The sequence below is a fragment of the Thermostichus sp. MS-CIW-36 genome, assembly GCF_054059035.1.
In genome coordinates this window covers 1-19,604 of sequence record NZ_JBSSBR010000005.1, presented here as the reverse complement: position 1 = coordinate 19,604, position 19,604 = coordinate 1, and the positions used below count along the sequence as shown (strand labels likewise).

At 60.1% G+C, this 19,604-nt stretch carries 13 protein-coding genes; 6 read left to right on the top strand and 7 right to left on the bottom strand.

The genetic code is table 11. From position 1 onward, the window contains the following. Nucleotides 1-38: 38 nt before the first annotated feature. Nucleotides 39-854, top strand: a complete 816-nt coding sequence (locus tag ACVWVQ_RS03795) for an ABC transporter permease (protein WP_414355720.1) — start codon at nt 39-41, stop codon at nt 852-854. Between the two features lie 8 nt (nt 855-862). Here the strand turns inward: ACVWVQ_RS03795 and ACVWVQ_RS03790 are convergent, their stop codons facing one another. The 5 genes from ACVWVQ_RS03790 to ACVWVQ_RS03770 form a co-directional block, all read right to left on the bottom strand. After that, nucleotides 863-5,905: a DEAD/DEAH box helicase gene (locus ACVWVQ_RS03790; RefSeq protein ID WP_457506952.1), complete on the bottom strand. Its 5,043-nt coding sequence runs from the start codon at nt 5,903-5,905 to the stop codon at nt 863-865. Between the two features lie 268 nt (nt 5,906-6,173). After that, nucleotides 6,174-6,569 (bottom strand): type II toxin-antitoxin system VapC family toxin, encoded by a 396-nt coding sequence (gene vapC / locus ACVWVQ_RS03785; RefSeq protein WP_011433301.1) that lies wholly within the window; start codon nt 6,567-6,569, stop codon nt 6,174-6,176. Between the two features lie 2 nt (nt 6,570-6,571). Continuing rightward, nucleotides 6,572-6,775, bottom strand: coding sequence for a type II toxin-antitoxin system VapB family antitoxin (locus ACVWVQ_RS03780; RefSeq protein WP_011433302.1), 204 nt, complete (start codon nt 6,773-6,775; stop codon nt 6,572-6,574). A gap of 43 nt (nt 6,776-6,818) precedes the next feature. Further along, nucleotides 6,819-11,456, bottom strand: coding sequence for a DUF559 domain-containing protein (locus ACVWVQ_RS03775; RefSeq protein WP_457506950.1), 4,638 nt, complete (start codon nt 11,454-11,456; stop codon nt 6,819-6,821). Next, complete coding sequence (locus ACVWVQ_RS03770; RefSeq protein WP_457506948.1) at nt 11,453-14,353, bottom strand: helicase-related protein; 2,901 nt, start codon at nt 14,351-14,353, stop codon at nt 11,453-11,455. Before ACVWVQ_RS03770 ends, ACVWVQ_RS03775 begins: the two co-directional genes overlap by 4 nt. Before the next feature lie 370 nt (nt 14,354-14,723). Here ACVWVQ_RS03770 and ACVWVQ_RS03765 point away from each other — a divergent pair, with 370 nt between their 5' ends. The 4 genes from ACVWVQ_RS03765 (at nt 14,724) to gap (ending at nt 17,720) form a co-directional block, all read left to right on the top strand. Then, nucleotides 14,724-15,059: a DUF6812 domain-containing protein gene (locus ACVWVQ_RS03765; RefSeq protein WP_414357704.1), complete on the top strand. Its 336-nt coding sequence runs from the start codon at nt 14,724-14,726 to the stop codon at nt 15,057-15,059. A gap of 74 nt (nt 15,060-15,133) precedes the next feature. After that, on the top strand, nt 15,134-15,952 hold the full coding sequence (locus ACVWVQ_RS03760; RefSeq protein ID WP_414357705.1) for an ABC transporter ATP-binding protein: 819 nt from the start codon (nt 15,134-15,136) through the stop codon (nt 15,950-15,952). A 76-nt stretch (nt 15,953-16,028) separates the two neighbouring features. Next, the gene (locus ACVWVQ_RS03755) at nt 16,029-16,544 is read left to right on the top strand and encodes a Crp/Fnr family transcriptional regulator (protein ID WP_414400667.1); all 516 of its coding nucleotides are present in this window, start codon (nt 16,029-16,031) and stop codon (nt 16,542-16,544) included. Nucleotides 16,545-16,700: 156 nt separating this feature from the next. Further along, nucleotides 16,701-17,720 carry a type I glyceraldehyde-3-phosphate dehydrogenase gene (gene gap / locus ACVWVQ_RS03750; protein ID WP_414421616.1) on the top strand — a complete coding sequence of 340 codons (1,020 nt, stop codon included), beginning with the start codon at nt 16,701-16,703 and terminating at the stop codon, nt 17,718-17,720. Between the two features lie 51 nt (nt 17,721-17,771). Here the strand turns inward: gap and ACVWVQ_RS03745 are convergent, their stop codons facing one another. Beyond that, complete coding sequence (locus ACVWVQ_RS03745) at nt 17,772-18,332, bottom strand: 2'-5' RNA ligase family protein (protein WP_457506945.1); 561 nt, start codon at nt 18,330-18,332, stop codon at nt 17,772-17,774. Between the two features lie 59 nt (nt 18,333-18,391). Between ACVWVQ_RS03745 and ACVWVQ_RS03740 the strand changes: the two genes are divergently transcribed. Continuing rightward, complete coding sequence (locus tag ACVWVQ_RS03740) at nt 18,392-18,841, top strand: (2Fe-2S) ferredoxin domain-containing protein (protein WP_457506943.1); 450 nt, start codon at nt 18,392-18,394, stop codon at nt 18,839-18,841. Here the strand turns inward: ACVWVQ_RS03740 and ACVWVQ_RS03735 are convergent. After that, complete coding sequence (locus ACVWVQ_RS03735; RefSeq protein WP_457507041.1) at nt 18,810-19,442, bottom strand: lysophospholipid acyltransferase family protein; 633 nt, start codon at nt 19,440-19,442, stop codon at nt 18,810-18,812. The two genes, ACVWVQ_RS03740 and ACVWVQ_RS03735, sit on opposite strands and share 32 nt — an antisense overlap. Nucleotides 19,443-19,604: the final 162 nt, after the last annotated feature.

Sequence of the window (19,604 nt, the reverse complement as noted above, 5' to 3'; positions counted from 1 at the left end):
ACGGCAAGCCCAAAACCCGTGAACGGCGAGGAAAACGTATGGTGAACCGTGCCCTGACCCTACCCTATCAGCAAATTTGGGAAGACAGTTTAACCATCTTCTGGCGGGACTGGCTGGATCTGCGGGGGCGAGTTTGGCAGGTGGTGGCCTCAGGTCTGGTGGCCCCCCTCATCTACATTGTCGCCTTTGGGGTGGGCTTGGGGGGATCCCTGCGTTCAGAGGCTCTGGCCGATGTGGTGGGATCCACGGCGGCAGGCTCCTACCTGCGCTTTATTTTGCCGGGGATGGTGGCCCTTTCCGCCATGACCATCAGCTTTGCCGGCACCACCTTCTCCATCTGTGGATCCCGGCTCTTCACCAAAAGCTTTGAAGAACTGTTGCTCCTGCCGGTTCACCCGCTGTCCTTACATCTGGGCAAGGTGCTGGCGGGCATTGCCCGCGGCCTGCTGACAGCCCTGGGCGTCTTGGCGGTGGGGGTGCTGGGCACCGGCGCTTGGGGCCTTCTCCACCCTCTATCGCTGTTGATTCTGCTGCTCAATTGTGCCGTTTTTGCCGGCATTGGAGTGATTGCCGGGTTGAAGGTGCCCAGCCTGGAGAGTGTGGGAGTGCTCACCAACTTTTTGATTACCCCCATGTCTTTTCTGGGGGCCACCTTTTTCGATCCCGCCCAGTTGCCAACCTACCTGCAGGTGCTGGTCTACTGCCTGCCCCTCTCCTACGCCAGCATTGGCATGCGGGCGGCTGCCTATCAGCCCCTCTCCCAGTTTCCCTGGTACACGGTTGGGGTTTTGGGCAGCTTGGCGGTGATCTTGGCCTTTGTGGGCGCTTATCAATTTTCCCACCAGCAGGACTGAGGGTTTTCTCAGTTCCCCTGGCCAAACACTTCTGGATAGCGAGCCAGTTGCTCCTGAAGATTCTGGTCGTAGCGCAGGACAATCACGCGGTAGCCGCCTTCTAGGAGCTGAGCCCGCAGTTGGCGATCCTGCTCGGCTCGAGTTGGCTCATCGTGGACTGCGCCATCACAAAAGACGCAGATATTGGGGTCATAGAAGAAATCGACAACACAGCGGGGCTCACTGATGGACTTCTGGGCATCGTCAGGCAATCGATACCCTCCTTCTGCCAGCGCCTCGAGAAACCTGCGCTCCAGTTCAGACCGAGGGTCAACGAGCTGGCGTAGCCAATCCAAGTGCTCTTGTCGGGAGCTGCCTGGGTCAGTGCGACTGTGGGCCAGCTCACCCAAAAGATCCCGGATCTGATAGCGGTCAAGCTGCAGCGCTTCCCGTTGGTTGGCATAGCTGAGCAGGCATTCGTAGCAGGCTGCTCGGCATTCGGGCCACAGGTCTTGGATCCCGGCCTCTGAAAGCTGGAAGTGACAGATCTCCAGCGCCACTTGGACCACTTCCGCTAGAGCCTGGGGCTCTTCCACCAGGCGCCGCAGGACGCCAGCGCCCCCTTCTGCTGTTTCGTAGAAGAGCATGGCCTGATGGGATCCCTGGCCGATGCACTCGGCGGCCAGCTCTGTCTCTTCTAGCTCAAAGGTCTCTTCGATCCCTCGCTTGAGGGCATAGCGCAGGGTGGTCTCCAGGGCCTGCGGATTCTCCACCCCTGGCTGAACCAGGCGCACCAGCAACAGGTTTTGGGTACTGCGCACCGCCAGGCGAATGGACTGCAGGGGGACTGGGTTGGACGAGCCTGCCCTGTTCCGCTCAAGCTGAGCTCGCGAGGGAACTTCCCCATTTTCAAAGTTGACCAAAAAGCCGCGCCCTCCACTTCCCCGCCAGCCGTGGTTGATGCGTAGCAGGGTGGCCGCCGGGGCATAGCGCAACTGCAGCAGGGGAGTTTGTCCGCTCAGCACATTAGCTTCTTGGACGCGGTAGCCAGAGCTTTCGGGAGCAAACTGGAAGAAGGTCTGCAGCTCGTAGCCTTGCCGCCGCCGCTCCTCTTCGTCAGCTGTGATGCGATCCCGCCGCCGCATGCGCACATTGGGCATTTCCAGAAGCTGGGTAAAGAGGCTGTTTTGCCCATCGAACTGGGTGCCGCAGACGGGGCAGCAATCCAGGTGGGGATCGGCAAAGGCCCCACAGCTAAAACAGAGCTTGTGGCTACTTTTGCGCTCCTCCAGGCCGCCGGGCGGAGCCTGAAACGCCACTGCTTCCCACTGGCAGCCCTCATGGTAGAGGAAGTTGTGGGGAGCAAACTCGCGGATAGCCAAAAAGCGAGGCCGGGCGATGAACTCGCCCTCGCTGCCGCGGGGCACCCAGGCCCGCACCGGCAAGGCAGGGAAGTTGTAGCCGGGCAAGAAGCCTTCGCTAGCCAAATAGCGGTAGGGATAGAAGTCGCTTTCCTCCCGCTGGGTTCCAATCTGCAGCAGCAAGTTGCGCTGGCGCAGGGCTTCTTGCTGGCGGCGCTCGGCTTCCTGTTGGTCTTTCTTTTGGCGAGTCGTCTGGAGATGGCGGTTAGCGGCTTCCAACTGCTGCGTGGCAGCCCGATAGAGCTCTCGCCAGCGATCGAAAGCTCGGTCAAAAGCCTGGGGTGCCTCTTCAATGACCTGCTGAAGCCAGCGCTCGCTAAACCAGCCGCTTTTATCTAGGAGTTGGCGATCGGCGGCCAGCAGCTTCTGCACCTGCTCCTTCACTTGTTGGCGGGCAGACTCCTCAAGTTGGATTTGCTGGGCCACTGTCTCCCTGAGGGGCAGCTCTTCCCGATCCGCGTCGATGACGGTTTCAATGGAATTGCCTAGGGGCAGGCGCACCTGAGCCAACCAAACGGCGTGGATGTGAGCGCGCAGCAGCGATTCGTTGGCTAGATCCAGGCGGGGAGGGCGCACGCGACCGGCCACCATCTCGGGGCGGCGGCGGAAGTAGTACTGGTCGTGGCTATTGAAAGCCCCGCAATAGGTGATGATGAGTCCCGGCTGCCCCTGGCGGCCTGCGCGTCCACTGCGCTGAGCGTAGTTGGCCGGCGTTGGAGGGACGTTGCGCAGATGTACCAGATCCAAATCGGCAATATCGACCCCCAACTCCAGGGTTGGCGAGCACACCAAATAGGGAAGGCGTCGAGCTTGATCCTCCCCGCGAAAGCGCCTTTCTCGCTGCTCCCGCTCTCCTGGCCGAACCACTTGGGCAGTGTGCTCCCTAGCCTCCAGGGATCCCAGCCCTGCTGCCCCGGCCTGGTAGAGGCGCTGGAAAAAGAGATTAACGGGGCAGCGGGCAGAGGAGTAGCCGCTCTGCTCGGCCCGGCGGGAATACAGAGGATCTGGCGGCGGCGAGCCATCGCCCACGCACCAGCGCAGACAGCCAGCGTTGAGCTGGTAGGCTTCCTGGCCATTCTCCGAGTGGCGCCGCAGCAGGTCGTAGCTAACTAGGAGAGAAAGCAGGGATCCCAAAAGCTCATCGTAGGTTTCCCGGGTTAGCCCAAGGCGCTTGGCAAGAAAGCGTCCGAGGGCGCTGCGGGGGCCCAGGCTGAAAGTTGTTATGTCCTTTCCGTCGCAGCTTTGGCGGACAAAGCAGGTGGCCGTCCGCAGCTCGTCGTACTCTTCTAGGCCCCAAAACTCGTTGAGGTGTTGCTCGGCCCGTCGGCGCAGCGTTCTCTGGGACTCGGCTTTGAGCAGGCGCACATCGATGGCCAATTTGCGCCGAAACTGATCCAAAACAGCCCGCAGCAGGCGTTCCCGCTCCTCAACCTCGGCCTGGACAAACCAGGGGTGGAGAGGGGCCAGGGCCGAGCCTTGGCAAAGCTCCCTGAGGCTGCGGTATTCGATTTTCAACAAGCCCACCTGTTCCAGGTTGGGATGGGTGACCCGCCAGCCGCGCCGCAGATCCTCGTAGAGCCGGTATTCGGTTAGCTCCGTAAAAGCCTGCCAGACCTCTTGGGCAGCCGGCGACTGGGGATCCAAATCGGGGTTTTGGGTAATGTCGGCAAGGCTCAAGCCTGAGGCCCGCACCACTGCCGGGGCTACCTCTGAGAAGTCCAGCTCTTTTTTCTCCTGCAGGGCAGCATAGAGCGCGGCCCGCAAAAGGGCCACGTGGACAAAGTCGTTGAAGTGGCCGGCCTGCAAGGAGGCATCCTGGCGGTTGTCGGTAAAGGTGAGCAGCTTGCCGCGGGCTGCACCCGTCTGAGCGGCATGGCGCAGCAGAGAAGTGGCCAGAATGGTGGTGGCGCTGGAGCGGCCTTCGCTGGAGAGGGAAGCCAGCTTGGCGAACTCCCGCTCCCGCCCACTGTAGTACTCGCCGCAAGCTAGGCAAAGAGAAAAGGGCTGGGGCTGCCACCACATCTTCTGCGCCTCCGCCTGGGGGTACTCGGAAAAGGAGCCATCCGGGCGCACCCAGACGGCTTGGGGGACGCGCTTTCCCCAGTTGGGCCTGAGTCTGCCCTCAGGGGTGTACCAGTCTTCGGGGATCTGCTCCAGCGACCACTCGTTGTCAAGAGGATCCAAGCTGAGGTAGCCGGCCTGCTGGTCTTCGCCTTCCTCAACCTCTTCCCCCAGAGGATAGGGCAGGAAGTGAGTCTTTGACCTGAGGACGTGGTAGTAGTCCTGGCCACAGTGGCGGCAGAACTTGACGGGGAAAAACAGCTTTCCTTCCCCTGCTTGCACTTGTCCTTCCAGGGAAAACTGCCGCTTGTCCCGACTTTCCAGGGTGGCATAGAGGGTGCGGCCCTGGGAGATAAACTGGTGCAACTTCAAGGCCGGGCCGCGGCTAGAGCCCTCCCGCAGGCTGCTGGCGTGGGCCAGAAACTGGCGTAGGGACTCGGTGCAGCTCTCAGGGGTAGTGCTGGTCAGCTCTGCCAGTTGGGCAGCAACTGCGGAAAGCTTCCGGGGCACGCGGCGCCTGAAGCTGCCATCGGGACTTTGCTCCAGGCCCGGCTCATACTCTAGCCAGCGCATTAGGGGGTGGCGGCGCAGGGTGGCCAGGTCTGTTGGCCAGGGCGGATCGAGGGCGTTCTTTAGCTCTGCTGGGGTGGGGGGGCCGCCTTCGCTGAAGGGAGCCAGGGTTTCTTCAATAACATCCTCCAGCTCAAAGCAATGGCCGAAAAAACGGCTGGCAAAGTCAGCTACGGCTTGCCGGCGCTCCTGGGAGCCGGCCTCTGGCCGAGCAATCATGGTGGCGCTGGTGCCGATGTGAACCAAGTCCTTGGCGGCGCAGCGTCCCTTGAGGCGGCGAACCAGCATCGCCACATCGGCCCCCTGCCGGCCTCGGTAGGTGTGCAGCTCGTCAAAGACCAGGAAGCGCAGCCCGTTGGAACTTAAAAAGCGCTGATCTTCGGGGCGCACCAAAAGCAGCTCCGCCATCACGTAGTTAGTAAGCAGAATTTGGGGTGGATCCCGCCGCAGGTTTTCCCGATCGCTTTCCTCGGTTTCGCCGGTGTATTTGGCAAAGCGCAGCGGAAAGGGGCGACTGTAGCGGCGCTCATACCGCTGGCGGAGATCCTGTAAAGCCTGGTACTGGGAGTTCACCAGCGCGTTCATGGGATAGACCACTAGGGCCGTCACCTGGCCCACGGATCCCCCCTGGCGAATCCAGTTGTCAATGATGGGCAAGAAGTAGCAAAGGCTTTTGCCAGAGCCGGTGCCGCTGGTAACGACAAAACTCTTGCCTGCTAGGGCCTTGGCAACAGCTTCCTCCTGGTGGCGGTAGAGGCGGAAGGGTCTGCCATCCTCAAAGCGGAAAATGCGGGCTGTTTCTTGGGCAATGCGCCCCGCCTCGGCCAACTCGTCAACGGTTGGACCAGATACATAACTAGGGCTGAGCTGGAGGAGGGGTTCTGGCCAGAGGTGGATCCCTTCCTCTAGAGCTTGATTCACAAAGGCTTGCGCCCGTTGGTCGCCAATGAGAAAAAAGGAGCGGACAAAATCGCGATAGTCGTCCAGAACAGTGGCGTGGAGATCAAAGATGGTGGACATCGAATCTGCCCTTAAGGCCCGCTTGGTTAGCTCAAGCCTAGCTTGAAGATGCCGCAAGTGGTGTTTGAAACCGCACCCACCAAGATCTACGGCCCGCTGAACGGCAAAAAGATATCTCCGAAGTGGGATCGGCAATGCGCCAGCTTCCCCCACACCTCCAGTACCCGCCGACGGCTGCAGCGTTCTCCGAATGCAGGAACCAGAATCCCTTGCCTTTAGGCAGGGGGTATGTCAAGAGAAAACTGGTCTGCAGAAGGCCACCTCTGCCTCATGGACGAATAACCCGCAATCCTAGATGCGCCTCGTAGCCATCGAAGTCACTGTCGTGGTGGAGGAGCGGAACATTGTTCTCAATGCACCAAGTGGCAATCAAACTGTCTATTGTTTTGCGCACCGTCACGCCTTTGCGACGCAACAAGCGAAAGTTCTGCGCACTTTTCACCGCCAGGGAGGGGTTAACCATTTGCACCTGATGCAATTTCACCAGAGCACAGCGAGCCTGCTCGAAATCGGCATCTTTGCGAAAGCCCTGCAAGACTTCTGCCAAAATCAGGTCGCCCACCAGGATAAGAGTTTGATCCAGGGCCCAATCCAGATAGTCGGTGTGAAGCGATGAAATGCCGTTGAAGTAATCAATCCAGATGGTGCTGTCCACCAGGATCATCCTCAGTCCTGCAGGCACGACAGGCGTTGCTGCTGCAAATTGCCCTCCCATTTCAACTTGCCGCGTAAGTTGCGGATCTCAGCTTGCTCGTGTAGGCGAATCAGGACACGCAGCGCTTCGTGAATCACCTCGCGCTTGGTCTTGAGGCCGGTTACCTGGCGGGCACGCTCGATCAGGTCGTCATCCAGGACGATGTTGGTGCGCATGAGGAGCCACTTGTGTGTATAGAAATGCAGATCTATGTGTATTCTAAGCTTTTGTTGAGTGCTGCGCCAGCTTCTCCCACGCCTCCAGCACTAGACGGCGGGTGCGGTATTCGCCGTACATCCGCTGCTCCTTCTCCTTCAGCACGCGAAAGGTTTCGCCGGGGAAGGTGCTAGCAGCAGCGCGGGTAGCGTAGCCAGCCGGGTCGAGCGGGTCTGCCACCTCTTCCCGCGGGTCGAGTATGTCTTCCAGTTCGCGTTCGGTGAGGTCTGCCGGGTCGAGGATGTAGCGCAGTTGCTTGCGGGTGAGGCCGTAGAGCTGGGCGTAGTACGCATCGAGTTCGGCACGCAGCACCGCGCGGTGCGTATCGTCCCAGCGGAAGGGCGGAAAGGGGATGCCTTTCTGCGGGTTGGTTTCGATCTCCGGGTAAGCGCTGATCCAGGATGGCAGGCGCCCTTCATGCCTGCCGACAGCAATACGGTTTGCATCCCACGCAGCATGGATGGCTGCCCGCAGCCCGTCATCAGCTTCGTTCCACACATCGTCGGCGAAGGGCTTGAGATCCCAGGCAGTATAGGTCAGTTCCAGTGCGCGCGGCACAATGAAGGCGAGATCGGCGGGGGTGTAGGCAGTGGGGGGAAAAATAGGGAGTTGGCGGAGGATGAAGAAAGTAAGATGCGTCCCACCAATTTTCTGGCGCAATGCCCAATCAAAAATCAGGACATTTAGATTGGCTAGAAAACACGAGAGATGAATAGCCGAAATCTCACCCGTAAGGACTATGGGCATCGTATGTCCTACCCCAACTCTGGGCAGCAGGCTGAAGATGGCAGTGCGCTCATCCGTAGAACGTGCCACATCCCGGAAGCCGAGCAGCCAGCCGCGTTGCCACGCGCCCAGGCGGGCTTGCACTTCTTCGGCGGGCACCCAGTACCAGGGCTGGACGACGAAGTGCGGGTCGGCGTGCTGGTGCTCATCAGGCGTGGGCAGTTGGGTGCTGGAGCGGTCGCGCACGCCCTCGTACGTGCCGTAGCGGTGGTCGTAGTGCCAGATCATCTTGGCTTCGTAGAGGGGGAGGTAGCCCTCACCCCCGGCCCCTCTCCCAAGGCTTTGGGAGAGGGGAGAAGGATGCTCGTAGGAATGGGCAGTGACATAGGCAGCAATTTCTTGGAGGACTTGTTCTGTGCGGTCGAGTATCTGGTCATTGGTAAAGCGCAGAATGGCAAAGCCATGTTCGCGCAGGATTTCCTCCCGCAAACGGTCGCGTTCCTGCTGAGTGGGTTCGCGGTGCACGGCGCCATCTATCTCAATGATCAGGCGGGCATCGTCACAGAAGAAATCGGCGATGAATTGTCCAATCGGATGTTGACGCCGGAATTTTCGGCCTAGCAGCCGACGGTCACGCAACAATTCCCAGAGCAGGCTTTCGGCGGTCGTCGCCTCGCGACGCAACTGCCGCGCCCTGGCAATCAGTTCCCGGCTGGCCTTGGGTAATTCGTACCCTCCTTCTCCCGCAGCGCGAGAAGAGAGGTCGGGGGCTGCGATCCTTCCCCCCTCTCCCGCAGCGTGGGAGAGGGGGCTAGGGGGTGAGGGCACAAACACATTCCCCACCAGTCGGTAGCCCTGGGCTTCCAGCTCTGCACGGGTGCGGAAGAGGTGCGAGTCAGAAGACATATTGAACAACCCCTGCTTAAACTGCACGCCCCAGGGGTTGACCCTCACCCCCAGCCCCTCTCCCTTAGGAAGAGGGGAGTCGTTCACCAGAACCGGCACGCGCTGGTAGATGGCGCGGGTGAGGTCGGCGTCTTGCCGGGTGCGGAAGACGGGCAGGGTGCGGGTGTTGGGGTTGATGACGGCTAAGTCGTGTGGTGCCAGAGGCAAAAGTTTCAGCGGATTCCGTATATCTTCAGGACGGTGGCAGAAAAATGCAAAATGAATCTGTCGTTTTGGATCGCCTGTCCCGCAGATCGTGAGCAAGCAAAACTTCATTAGTGAAATAACCGACGGAAATAACTTTTCACGATTGTCAAAGTCGAACAGGCTGAGCAGATGTCCTTTTTCCACCAGATCGGCGAAGAAGAACTGGTTGGTGGCGTCGGTGGCGATGCCGGTGGGGACGATGATGCCCGCCCGTCCGCGGGGGCTGAGCAGGTGACGCACGCGCTCGGCGAAGACGGAGTAGGTGTTGATGCGCCCGCGGCCGGTCAGGGGGTACTGTCCGCTCGCGCGCAGGAAGCGGCTGGCGCTTTCGGCGTTGTGCAGGGCACGCTGGTAGTCGTGCCAGAGGGCGGGGTTGGTCTTGGGTAGGTCGGCGATCAGCCGTTTGCGGGCGGCGGCATTAGAGGCGCGGGCGATCTGGGCATCGCGGCTGGCGAAGAATTCCTGCTCTTCCAGTTGAATTTGCTCCCAGGGCGGGTTGGAGAGGATCACATCAAAGCCGCCACTTTCAAACACCTCCGGGAACTCCAGCGGCCAGTGGAAAAAGCGATGCTCTAAGGCTAGGGCTGCGGCGGTGGCGAGGGCCTGGGGGTGGGTTCTATTCTCCAGCCGATCAACCACCACCTTGGTGGTAATGGCTCTGGAGAAGTCAGAGGTCAGGAGCTGGAAAAAGGCTGCCGTCCACAGGTTGCAAGCTTCCACCAGCCTTTGATGTTCCTGGTTTTGGCAGTAGCGGCTATAGAGCTCCTGTTTGCGGCGCACATCTGCCGGGGAATCGTCTTGAATGGCCTCTAGCTTCTGTCGCTCTTGGCTAAGCTCGGCCACCACCTGCTCAGTGCCAAGAGGAAGGGAAAGCTGCCCCGTCTGCAAATTTTGGCACTCTGTGCGATTTCGCCTCTTCAGAGAGCGGGCAGCCTCCCTAGAGTCGGCGCTTGCAGGATCGAAGGCTTCATGGGGGATGCCCCTTTCCAAAACCTTGAGATCCACCACCCCCACCAGCGAGTCGCCGCACTTGATGTGGTGATCCAAAAAGGTCAGAGGCTTGCCGGCACAGTGGGCCTCCAGCCACAGGGCCACGCGGCAGAGTTCCACCGCCAAGGGGTTTTTGTCTACGCCATAGATGCAGTGGCTCACCACATCGCGGATGGCCTCGCGGACACGCTCGGGGGCGGGTTCCTCTTCCCCGGTGCGGATTTTGGCCAGCTCTTTGCCCAGCCGTCGGGCAGCAGCCAGCAGAAAGTGTCCCGATCCGCAGGCGGGGTCAAGGACGCGGAGGGAGAGCAGGGCCTGTTCAGCATCCGCCCTTCGCTTAGCCTCGGCCAGCCGCTCTGCTAGAACCGGCTCCAACGCCGAACGGATGAGTTCTGCCACCAGCTCCGGCGGGGTGTAGTAGGAGCCGGTGCTCTTGCGCTCTGACCCGAAGGCCAACTCAAAGCGGGGGATCCTTCCCGAGGTGTCAATCTGAGGGTGGTATTCGAGCAGGCTTTCATAGACCGAGCCCAGTTCCTCCACATCCAGCGCCGCATAGTTCACGCGCCGAGGTGAGGCGGAAGCATCTTCCCGATAGTAGGATAGATGCCAAAAGGCCTCCAGCAGAGCCCGATTGCTGAGGCTGTAGGTATCTAGATCGAGGGGAGCAAAAAGCTCGCCGTTAAGAGGAGAGACCTTCAACAGGTTGGCCAGCTCTTCCTTCGAGAACACCCTCCACAGCACCCGCAAGCTGCACCAAAGATCCTCGTGTTCGGTATAGGCACTCTGCCGATCCAAAAGCCGCCGCAACCGCGTCACGCTGTAGTGATCCCGGTAGAGAGGATTGTCGCTAATCAGCCCCCGCTCCTCCGAGACCAGCAAAAACAGAAAGCGATAGACCAAGCGCAACAGTTGCCGATAGAACTCCTCTGGGGTGAGAGGCTCTGAGCTGCCGGCTTTCGGGTCGATCCGCCTCCGCAGGTCAGTGTTGTTGGAGCGCTCCAGAAAGCCGTTGGCCAAGCGCTTCAGACATTGCTCCACACCATCCCGCAGCCGATCCCGTACCCGCCCCCCCTGTTCCAAGGCGTCCCGGTAGTACTGCTCCAGCAGGCAGGTTGGGGCATCTTCAGCCCTGTGCGGCAGCCGACTGCGGTGCAGCAGCCGGTAGAGGATGGCAAAGTCGTTAAAGCGCTGCTCCTCCAGGATTTGCTGCAGGTCAAACTCGGCGTAGGCTTGGCGACGCACGAAGGTGCAATCTCGCAAAAGGCGCAGCCTCAGGCCGTTGCTCACAATGCCCCAGAGGTGATCGCTGCGGTTGAGGTACTCCTGCACCAGCGAATGGGGCGCAAGTCTTGGTCGACCGCTGGGAGCCAGACGCCCCAGCTCCTGCCGAACCCCGACAATGTGGACTGGCGGTGCATCCTCCGCCTCTCCGGCGCGATGCGAAATGGCAAACGTGGCACCGTCTATTTCGTAGGCGCGCGCGTTGTAGCGCAGCTCGTACCCCAGCAGGCTCAGAAACGGGATCAACCAGACATCGCGAGTAACCGAGGTGGCCAAGTCGCTCTCCGGCAGGCGCTCTAGGCGACGCCGGAAGATCTCCCACTGGGCGCGGGCCTCGGCAAAGACGCCGGCAATCTCATCCGTCAGGCTGCGCCGGTTGTCCAGCCCAAAGTCTTTCGGCTTCTGCCCAGTAAGCTCGCCGGCAAGGAGCTTTTCCAGCGTATCGGGGCCCAAAAGCCCCCCTTCAAGGCGTACGGCAGGGAACTGGCTCATCGCGACACCACAGGTTGCAAGACAAGGAGTCCCAGAAGATCGGGAGGAAATTGCGGCTTGACCGCCAGCCCCCGCACCTGCAGTGCCACCGCCTGACGGACGCGTTTGTGAGCAGCAGTCAGTTCGTCCGCGCGGCGGACAATTCGATCCCGGATGGCTTGTTGCAGCAAGTGCCCTGTGCCCCAGGCTTCAGGGGGATCCCTGTGCCAGTCTCCAAGGTTGCTGAGCACCCGTCGGATTAGCTCCTGCTTCTCGGCCAGAGGGGGATTGTCATCCGGCTGGGCTTCTGCCAGCAGCCGCAAGGCATCGCCGGTCTCCAGCCACTGGGGATTGCTGCCTCCCAGGCCAACATAGGCAAGCACCAGGACTTCTTCCGATAAAAGGGATCGGGCAGCAGGTTGCTCGACCAGGTAGCGTATACGCAGCAGCAGGATGGTCGTGAGTTTGGTTACGGCACGGGTGCGCAGGACGCCGCAGCGGGAGACCACCCTGCTATTGGGGCTGGGATCGTTCAAGGCTGCCTCGAAGAGGTAGCGGGCCAACGTGGCTACGAAGCGGTGGTTTCGGCCAATGTATTCCGCCCCTTCAGGCGTGGGCGAGTCGAAGCTGATGAGCCACCGACCGTCCTTGGGGGAGGGCAGGGCCAACTTGACCAGTTCAGGCAGGGTTCTGGTCGCCTCTGGAGTGATGCTCGCCCGAAAGACACCCGGTCGGTTGTCCGGGGAAACAGGCAGACCAATGCGCTCTGCTGCCGCCAGGAGGAATTCGCGCACAGCCGTGGGATCCCCTAGCACAGCATCTGTGGCCTCAACTTCCCGCTGCACTTCTTCGGGCTTGAGCGCCCGCTGGGCAAACCGGGTGCGATTGATCTGCTCGCGCTCGGCGTACTGTTGCCACTGCCGATGAAACTCTTCCACTTCTGGCACGCCAAGGTCGAGCACAAGCTGGCGTTCGGCAGACCAGCGTCCCCTGCGCAGGAAGAGGGCTTCAAGAACGGCCTGCGTGACGCTCTCGCTGGCTTCCGGCACAGGCACATGGGTGCCCAAGGCGCGGTGGATCTCCCGCGCTTTGTTGAGCAGCACCTCAAGCACCACGCCGTCTATGGGGTTGTCGCGCCCAAAAAACCGAATGACCCTGACCCGCCCGGCCTTTTGGCCGTAGCGATCTACTCGGCCCTCCCGCTGCTCCAGCCGATTGGGATTCCACGGCAGGTCGTAGTGAACGACAGCCGTAAACTTCTCCTGCAGGTTCACCCCTTCCGAGAGGCAGTCCGTTGCCACAAGCACCCGAGGACGGTTAGGTTCGATTTCGGCAATTTTCGCTTCCCGCTCATCGTCGCCCATGCGACCGGTGACCCACACCACTTGGGCTGTGGTTTCCAACGACTGGCGCAGGTGGTCTGCAAGGTACTCCGCCGTAGCGACATACCGGCACCAAAGGATGGGATGGAAGCCTTCCTTCAGCAGATCCCGCACAATCTTGATGGCCCGCTTAAGCTTGGTGTCGTCGTCCGTGCCGTAGAGTTTGTTGGCCAATTGAGCGAGTTCGCGCAGCTTGCGGCGGTCTGCTTCTTGTTCTTGCAGAGTTGCGCCGGTGGCCTCGAGAGCCAGAGTGGGCGATTCGTCGTCGGTGCGCCCTTCTGCCGACTCGAACACCAGATGCCCAAATTCCTCGGTCTCCTCTTCGGCCAGCGGTGCTCCAGCCCGATGGGTCAGCGCTGCCAGGGCTGCTGCTGGGCTGGACATAACGCAGCGTAAGAGCGCCAAAGCGCCCCAGTAACGCACCCGCCGCTGGCGCTTTTCCAAATGTTCGCCGGTGCGCACGATTTCCGAGCAAAACGCATAGGTGCGCTCGAACAGCTCACGATTCCGCTCAGAAAGAGTGTAGGTTTCATCTACAGATTCCCGCGTTGGAAAACAGGCAGTTTCTTCCCAGGTCTGAGCAATATCCCGCCGCGTGCGCTGGACGAAGTGACGAGCCAGTTTGATGCGTTGATCCTCATTGAGGGCTTGGGGATCCCAGGCCCCAAACTCAGGGCGCAGCAGTTCCAGCAAGGAACGAAAGGCGTCTTCGATACCACTGTGGGGGGTCGCCGTCAGCAGGATCAGATGTCGGTCGGGCTTTTGAGCGATGGCTTTTAGAAGGGCATGCCGTTCCTGCTGGTTCCTGCCAGGATGGGCTGCTGTTGCCCCGTGAACTTCGTCGGCAATGACTAGCTCAGGACAGAATTGCAAAAACTGGTTTCGGTTGCGCTCCGTCTTGATGAAATCAATGCTTGCCACCTGGACGGGGAAGTGTTCGTAGAGGCTGCGCCCTACCGGCGTTTGGCGCTCAAGCTGCCCGACGGTTCCGGAGCGGATGACCACCGCTTCAAGGTTGAACTTCTCCGCCAATTCCTTAGCCCATTGTTCGCACAGGTAGGGTGGGCACAGGATACAAAAGCGCCGGATTTCGCCGCGATCCAGAAGTTCTCTGGCAATCAGCAGAGCTTCGATGGTTTTGCCTACGCCAACGTCATCGGCGATAAACAGCCGCACGGGATCCAGACGCAGGGCCATCAGAAGGGGCACAAATTGGTACGTCCGTGGCCGGATGGAAATGCGCCCTAGGGAGCGAAGTGGGGTAGCCCCCTCGCGCAGCGTAAGCCGTGCAGCTTGCCAAAGCAGACGAGCGCTTGTGGCGTCGGAAACGTCCTCGGCTGTGGGCAGCGGGAAGGATGCAGGCGTGACTCGCTCAAACGGCAGGGTACCGCCCACCAGACCCATCAGTTCCCGGTGAAGGTAAACCACGTCCTCCGGGGTGCCGGTGAGGGGGCGGAGAACAATGGTCTCGTCCGTGTCTGCGGGCATCACAACCCATTCGCGGTTTCGGCAGCAGACAATCGATCCAGGATGCATGCAGCCTCCATCGGGGGCGCACTAAGATAAAGCTAAGTAGCCTCACACCCATCCCTCTTCGGCGTTGGCACGAGTAGGGCCGTGGTTTCTTTCCTAACCTACACGCAGTACCACCTGAGCTGTCAGTGGCTTCATCAGCAGGGAATCTGGGACATAGTCCGTGCTCTGGCGGAGAGAAACCACCTTTCATTATCTTTTTTGATTTTTTGATGATGTTGCTCGTCTTGCCCCACAACAGACGTGCAGAGCATAGCTTTGCAAGAGTTAGCGCCTCGGCTTGTAAGGTGGAGCGATCGGTTGTGTTAGTCTTAACTCCACAGGGAGCGATTGGGCTGCTTTTCGGCCCCGTGCTGAGTTCTAGAGTGGGCACATGAGCGACAAACAGTTGGATGATTTGCAAGAGGCCATGAGCACCGCGGGTCGCTCAATCAAGAAAGCAGCCCGACGGGGAGCCTATGAAACTGCCCAGGCCATCGGAGAGGAGCGGCGGCGCATCCGTATTCGCACCTTGGATGGCACCGACATTCGCGGCGAGGTGTTTCTGGAGGGGACGGAGTTCGAGCGACGGGTCTCCAGCTTGCTCAACGACGAGCGCACGTTTGTTCCCTTAACCGACTCAGAAATGTTTATCAATGGCCGCCGTGTTGCCCATGCGGAGTTTATCTGCGTCAACAAAAACGCCATTTCCTACGTGCTTGAGGAATAGGCACCCAGTCAGGTCTGTCAACTAACCGTTTGGTTTTTTGGGGTGGATGGCTGTTCTGACCTTTGTCTTCTTTCATGAACCCTTCCCTTGTCTCTGACGGATTACAGGCCGGTGAGGTGGGATCCCTGGTCAGCTTGCGTGGGGTTGGCAAGCGCTACCCCAGCCCGTCTGGGGAATTGGTGGCGCTGCGGGATATCAATCTGGAGGTGCAGCGGGGCGAGTTTATCGCCTTGATTGGCCCTTCCGGTTGCGGCAAAACCACGCTGCTGCGTATTTTGGCGGATCTGGAGCAGCCCAGCGAGGGATCCGTGTCCATTGCAGGACGAAGCCCCCGACAGGCCCGGCAGGAGCGGCTCTACGGCTATATTTTCCAGGCCCCGACCCTGCTGGAATGGCGCACGGCTTTGCAGAATGTGATGTTGCCGCTGCAGGTGATGCACCTCTCCAAACGAGAGCGCCAGGAGCGGGCCAAAGCGATGTTGCAGCGGGTGGGGCTGGGGAACTTTTTGCACAGCTACCCCTGGCAACTGTCTGGAGGTATGCAACAGCGGGTTTCGCTGGCGCGGGCCTTGGTCTTTGACCCCGAGCTGCTGTTCATGGACGAGCCCTTTGGGGCCCTAGACGAGATCACCCGCGAGAAAATGAACCTGGAGCTGCTGCGCCTCTGGGAGACTACCCAAAAAACCGTCTTTTTCGTTACCCACTCCATTCAAGAGGCGGTATTTCTCTCCACCAGAGTGGTGGTGATGACCCCCAACCCCGGCCAAATTGCCAAGGTGATCCCGGTAGATCTCCCCCAGCCACGCGGCTTCGAAACCTGGCGCTCCACCCGCTTCTTTGAGCTGACAGGAGCAGTGCTGGAAAGCTTAAGGGAGGTCTTCCGCCAGGACTGACCCCCTGCAAGTCAATTCCAGCAAGGGTAGGATGAGACAGAGCCGGCCTCAAGCCCCCCTTGGGATCACCGACGCGATGAGCAGCACCCGTTATCCGTTTGAGCGTGTTCGCGAGCATTTGCTCTTCCAATCCTTGGAAGATGCCGAGTGGAAGGCATTGACGGCTGCCCTGTTGCCCAGCCGCTTTTCCCCAGGCCAGGTGATCTTCCAGGAAGGGGATCCCAGTAGTGACCTGTACATGATCCTCAGTGGAGTGGTGGAGCTGCGTCGCCAATATGTGCGACATCCGGGAGATTATTGGCTGGCTACGCTGCACGCCGGGCGTTTGTTTGGGGAACTTTCTCTGCTGACGGGACGGCGGCGCTCCTTTACAGCAGTGACCATAACCGAGGTGCAGACCCTGCGCCTCTCCAACGAGGGGCTGATCCTGTTGCCTCTGGAAGTCCAGGTGAAACTCTACCGCGCCTGGAGCCAGATCATCAGCGAGCACCTTTACTGGCTGGATAGTATGTTCACGGATCTTCTGGAGCAGCGAGGGGTAGAAAATGTAGCCTCGGCTATGGCTCTGCTGCACCAGCGCTATCCCGCTTGAAAGAGGCTCAATCCCTGCTCCGCATAGGTTTGCAGGTCAACGTCCACGAAGACAACCCCTTGGATCCCAAATTTTGTCTTCAGAATGTTCAGGGGTTGCGATATCATGTGCTAAGCAGCAGCCCCCAAGAGATTTCAAGCAGCGAGGTCAGGAGCAGTGGTTAGGGTAGCCATCAACGGGTTTGGTCGCATTGGTCGCAACTTTTTGCGCTGTTGGCTGGGTCGCTCCCAGTCCAACCTGGACATTGTTGCCATCAACGACACCTCAGATGCTCGCACGGCTGCCCACCTGCTCAAGTACGATTCCATCCTTGGGCCGTTGCAGGGAGCAGACGTTGAGCCTGCAGAAAACGGTTTGGTGGTGAACGGCAAGCATATCTATGCCGTTTCCGACCGCAACCCCAGCAACCTGCCCTGGAAAGAGTGGAAGGTGGATCTTGTTATTGAAGCTACAGGTGTTTTTGTCGACTACCAGGGTGCCTCTAAGCACATAGAAGCGGGGGCCAAAAAGGTGGTGATCACCGCCCCGGCCAAGGGGGGAGACATTCCCACGTTTGTCTACGGTGTTAATCAACACACCTACGACCCGGTGCGGCACAACATTGTCAGCAATGCCAGTTGCACCACCAACTGCCTCGCCCCGATCATCAAGGTGTTGCTGGACAAGTTCGGCGTCCTCCGTGCCACCATGACCACCACCCACAGTTACACCGGCGACCAGCGGATCTTAGATGGTGGTCACCGCGATCTGCGGCGGGCCCGGGCAGCAGCATTGAGCATGGTGCCCACCACCACGGGGGCTGCCAAGGCGGTGGCTTTGGTGATCCCGGAGCTGAAAGGCAAGCTGAATGGGGTGGCGGTACGGGTTCCCACGCCCAATGTGTCTCTGGTGGACTTGGTGGTGCAGACGGAGCGGCGCGTGATTGCCGAGGAGGTAAACGCTGCCCTCAAAGAAGCCTCAGAAACTACGATGAAAGGGATCCTCGCCTATTCCGACATCCCGCTGGTCTCCATCGACTACCGCGGCCACGACTGCTCGGCCATTGTGGATGCGGAGATGACCAGTGTGCTGGATGGGGATCTGGTCAAGGTCATGGCTTGGTACGACAACGAGTGGGGCTACTCCCAGCGGGTGTTGGACTTGGCGGAATACATGGCCGCTCACTGGGTGGAGTAGGCTGCTTCGGTTGGCAACCCTCTTCTGTTCCCCATTATTCCCCCATCGAGATTATTCCCCCATCGAGAACTGGGCAAAAACCTGCCAACGTTTGCCGTCGTGGAGGAGGAGCGTCAAAGCTGACGCTACAAACGCACTCTGGAAAGAACGCGTTTTGAACTCTGGCCAGGCGGCGCGAAAGTGGGCGGGGGTTAGGTCTCGGAAGGCCACGGTTATGTGGGGCACAAACGGACGGGCTTGAGCGGTCGTTTCTTTCCGGTTGAGAAGGAGCCCCATGTGGTGATGGGCTTGAGCTTGTAGCTGCTGCAGTTCTGGGGAGGGCACGACGTGAATAAAAATGACACGCGGCGCGAAGGCCCCAAAGCCGGATAACTGGATGGCGACGGGAGTTTGCTGCTTGGCAAAGGCCTCTAGGGATCCCGTCAAGGCCGGCAGATCGGAACTGGGCCACTCGAACGGCGGCACCAGAGTGATGTGGGGAGGCGAGCGCAGGGCCGCTTGGCTGGCAAATTGCTCGGCAAACTGCTGTTTGATGGCTGTCACCTGATCTTGCAGTGCTGGAGGGGGGAGCAGAGCAAGAAACAGTCGCTGCTTGGGGTTATCCACCAGCATCGGTAAGAACCTAGAGAACAGGGGATAATGCAACTGTAGCCAAGCCCAAACATCTTGTTATGTCGCGTCCTGTCGCTTCTTCCCCTATCCTGGATCCCTCCTCGGCAACCGGATCCCCAGGCCAAGCGCCTCAGCCGGCTCCCATTCCGCCCTACCAGTGGCATTTGTTCCTTTGTGCAGATCAAACCAAGCCCAAATGTTGTGAGAAATCCGTGGGATTGGAAGCCTGGGACTATTTGAAATCGCGGATCAAGGAATTGAACCTGGAAATCGGGAGCGGGGGATCCCTGCGGGTACACCGCACCAAAGCCAACTGCCTGCGGGCATGCGACTATGCTGTTCCTGGCCCTGTGTTGCTGGTGTATCCCGGTGGGTTTTGGTACCACTCGGTCACGCCGGAGGTGGTGGAGGAGATTCTTCAAAAGCACATCCTGGGAGGGATCCCTGTTGTTGAGTATCTGGTAGCCCAAGATACCCTCAGCGCCCCTGATCCAAAAGGGCATGGATAGCCTGCACGCACTCTGCCGTCACCCGCTGCAAATCGGCCTTATCGCTGGAAGCGGGGGGGGGAATCACGTCGCCAATGCGCACCGTGATGGGGCAGAACAAACGCGGCCACCGGGATCCCTTGGGCAGCACTTTCTCGGTACCCCAGAGGGCCACAGGCAACAGAGGGGTTTGCGTTCGCGCTGCAACCAGAGCCGCTCCCAAGTGGGGGTGAGGAATGCGGCCATCGGGGGTACGGGTGCCATTCAAAAAGATCCCTACCGCCCATCCCTGCGCCAAAGCTGCTTCCGTGGCCCGCAGGGCAGCGCGGTCAGAGCCGCCTCTTTTGACCGGGTAGGCGCCGTAGAGCTGGATCACCTGCTTCAGCCCCGGCACCCGAAACAGCTCTTCCTTGGCCATGAAGGCCACCGGGCGGCGCACCGCATTGGCCACCAGCGGCGGATCCAAGTGGCTGGCGTGATTGCTGACGACGATGAGGGATCCCTGGCGAGGCACGTTTTCCTGCCCATAGGTGCGCCCAAAATACAGTCCCCGAAACAAGGGGTTGACCACCAGCCACTTGAGCAGCCAGTAGGCCAACCAATCCCGGCGGCGATAGCCCATCTGCGAGTCCAAGCGATCCCTGCCACTCCGGCAGCAGTTCCCTTTCTGAGTGTAGTGGAGGGTGGGTGGTAAACTACCCGGCTCCGACCGCTAAGCGGTACGGAGCGGGCTTTCAGTAGCCCTGAGCCTGCTCTGCTCTACCAGAGAACAAAACAAGCCCGG

Coding starts and splice junctions, on each gene's coding strand:
- ACVWVQ_RS03795 (WP_414355720.1), top strand. CDS start 39: ATGGTGAACCGTGCCCTGACCCTACCCTATCAGCAAATTTGGGAAGAC.
- ACVWVQ_RS03790 (WP_457506952.1), bottom strand. CDS start 5,905: ATGTCCACCATCTTTGATCTCCACGCCACTGTTCTGGACGACTATCGC.
- vapC (WP_011433301.1), bottom strand. CDS start 6,569: ATGATCCTGGTGGACAGCACCATCTGGATTGATTACTTCAACGGCATT.
- ACVWVQ_RS03780 (WP_011433302.1), bottom strand. CDS start 6,775: ATGCGCACCAACATCGTCCTGGATGACGACCTGATCGAGCGTGCCCGC.
- ACVWVQ_RS03775 (WP_457506950.1), bottom strand. CDS start 11,456: ATGAGCCAGTTCCCTGCCGTACGCCTTGAAGGGGGGCTTTTGGGCCCC.
- ACVWVQ_RS03770 (WP_457506948.1), bottom strand. CDS start 14,353: ATGCATCCTGGATCGATTGTCTGCTGCCGAAACCGCGAATGGGTTGTG.
- ACVWVQ_RS03765 (WP_414357704.1), top strand. CDS start 14,724: ATGAGCGACAAACAGTTGGATGATTTGCAAGAGGCCATGAGCACCGCG.
- ACVWVQ_RS03760 (WP_414357705.1), top strand. CDS start 15,134: ATGAACCCTTCCCTTGTCTCTGACGGATTACAGGCCGGTGAGGTGGGA.
- ACVWVQ_RS03755 (WP_414400667.1), top strand. CDS start 16,029: ATGAGCAGCACCCGTTATCCGTTTGAGCGTGTTCGCGAGCATTTGCTC.
- ACVWVQ_RS03745 (WP_457506945.1), bottom strand. CDS start 18,332: ATGCTGGTGGATAACCCCAAGCAGCGACTGTTTCTTGCTCTGCTCCCC.
- ACVWVQ_RS03740 (WP_457506943.1), top strand. CDS start 18,392: ATGTCGCGTCCTGTCGCTTCTTCCCCTATCCTGGATCCCTCCTCGGCA.
- ACVWVQ_RS03735 (WP_457507041.1), bottom strand. CDS start 19,442: ATGGGCTATCGCCGCCGGGATTGGTTGGCCTACTGGCTGCTCAAGTGG.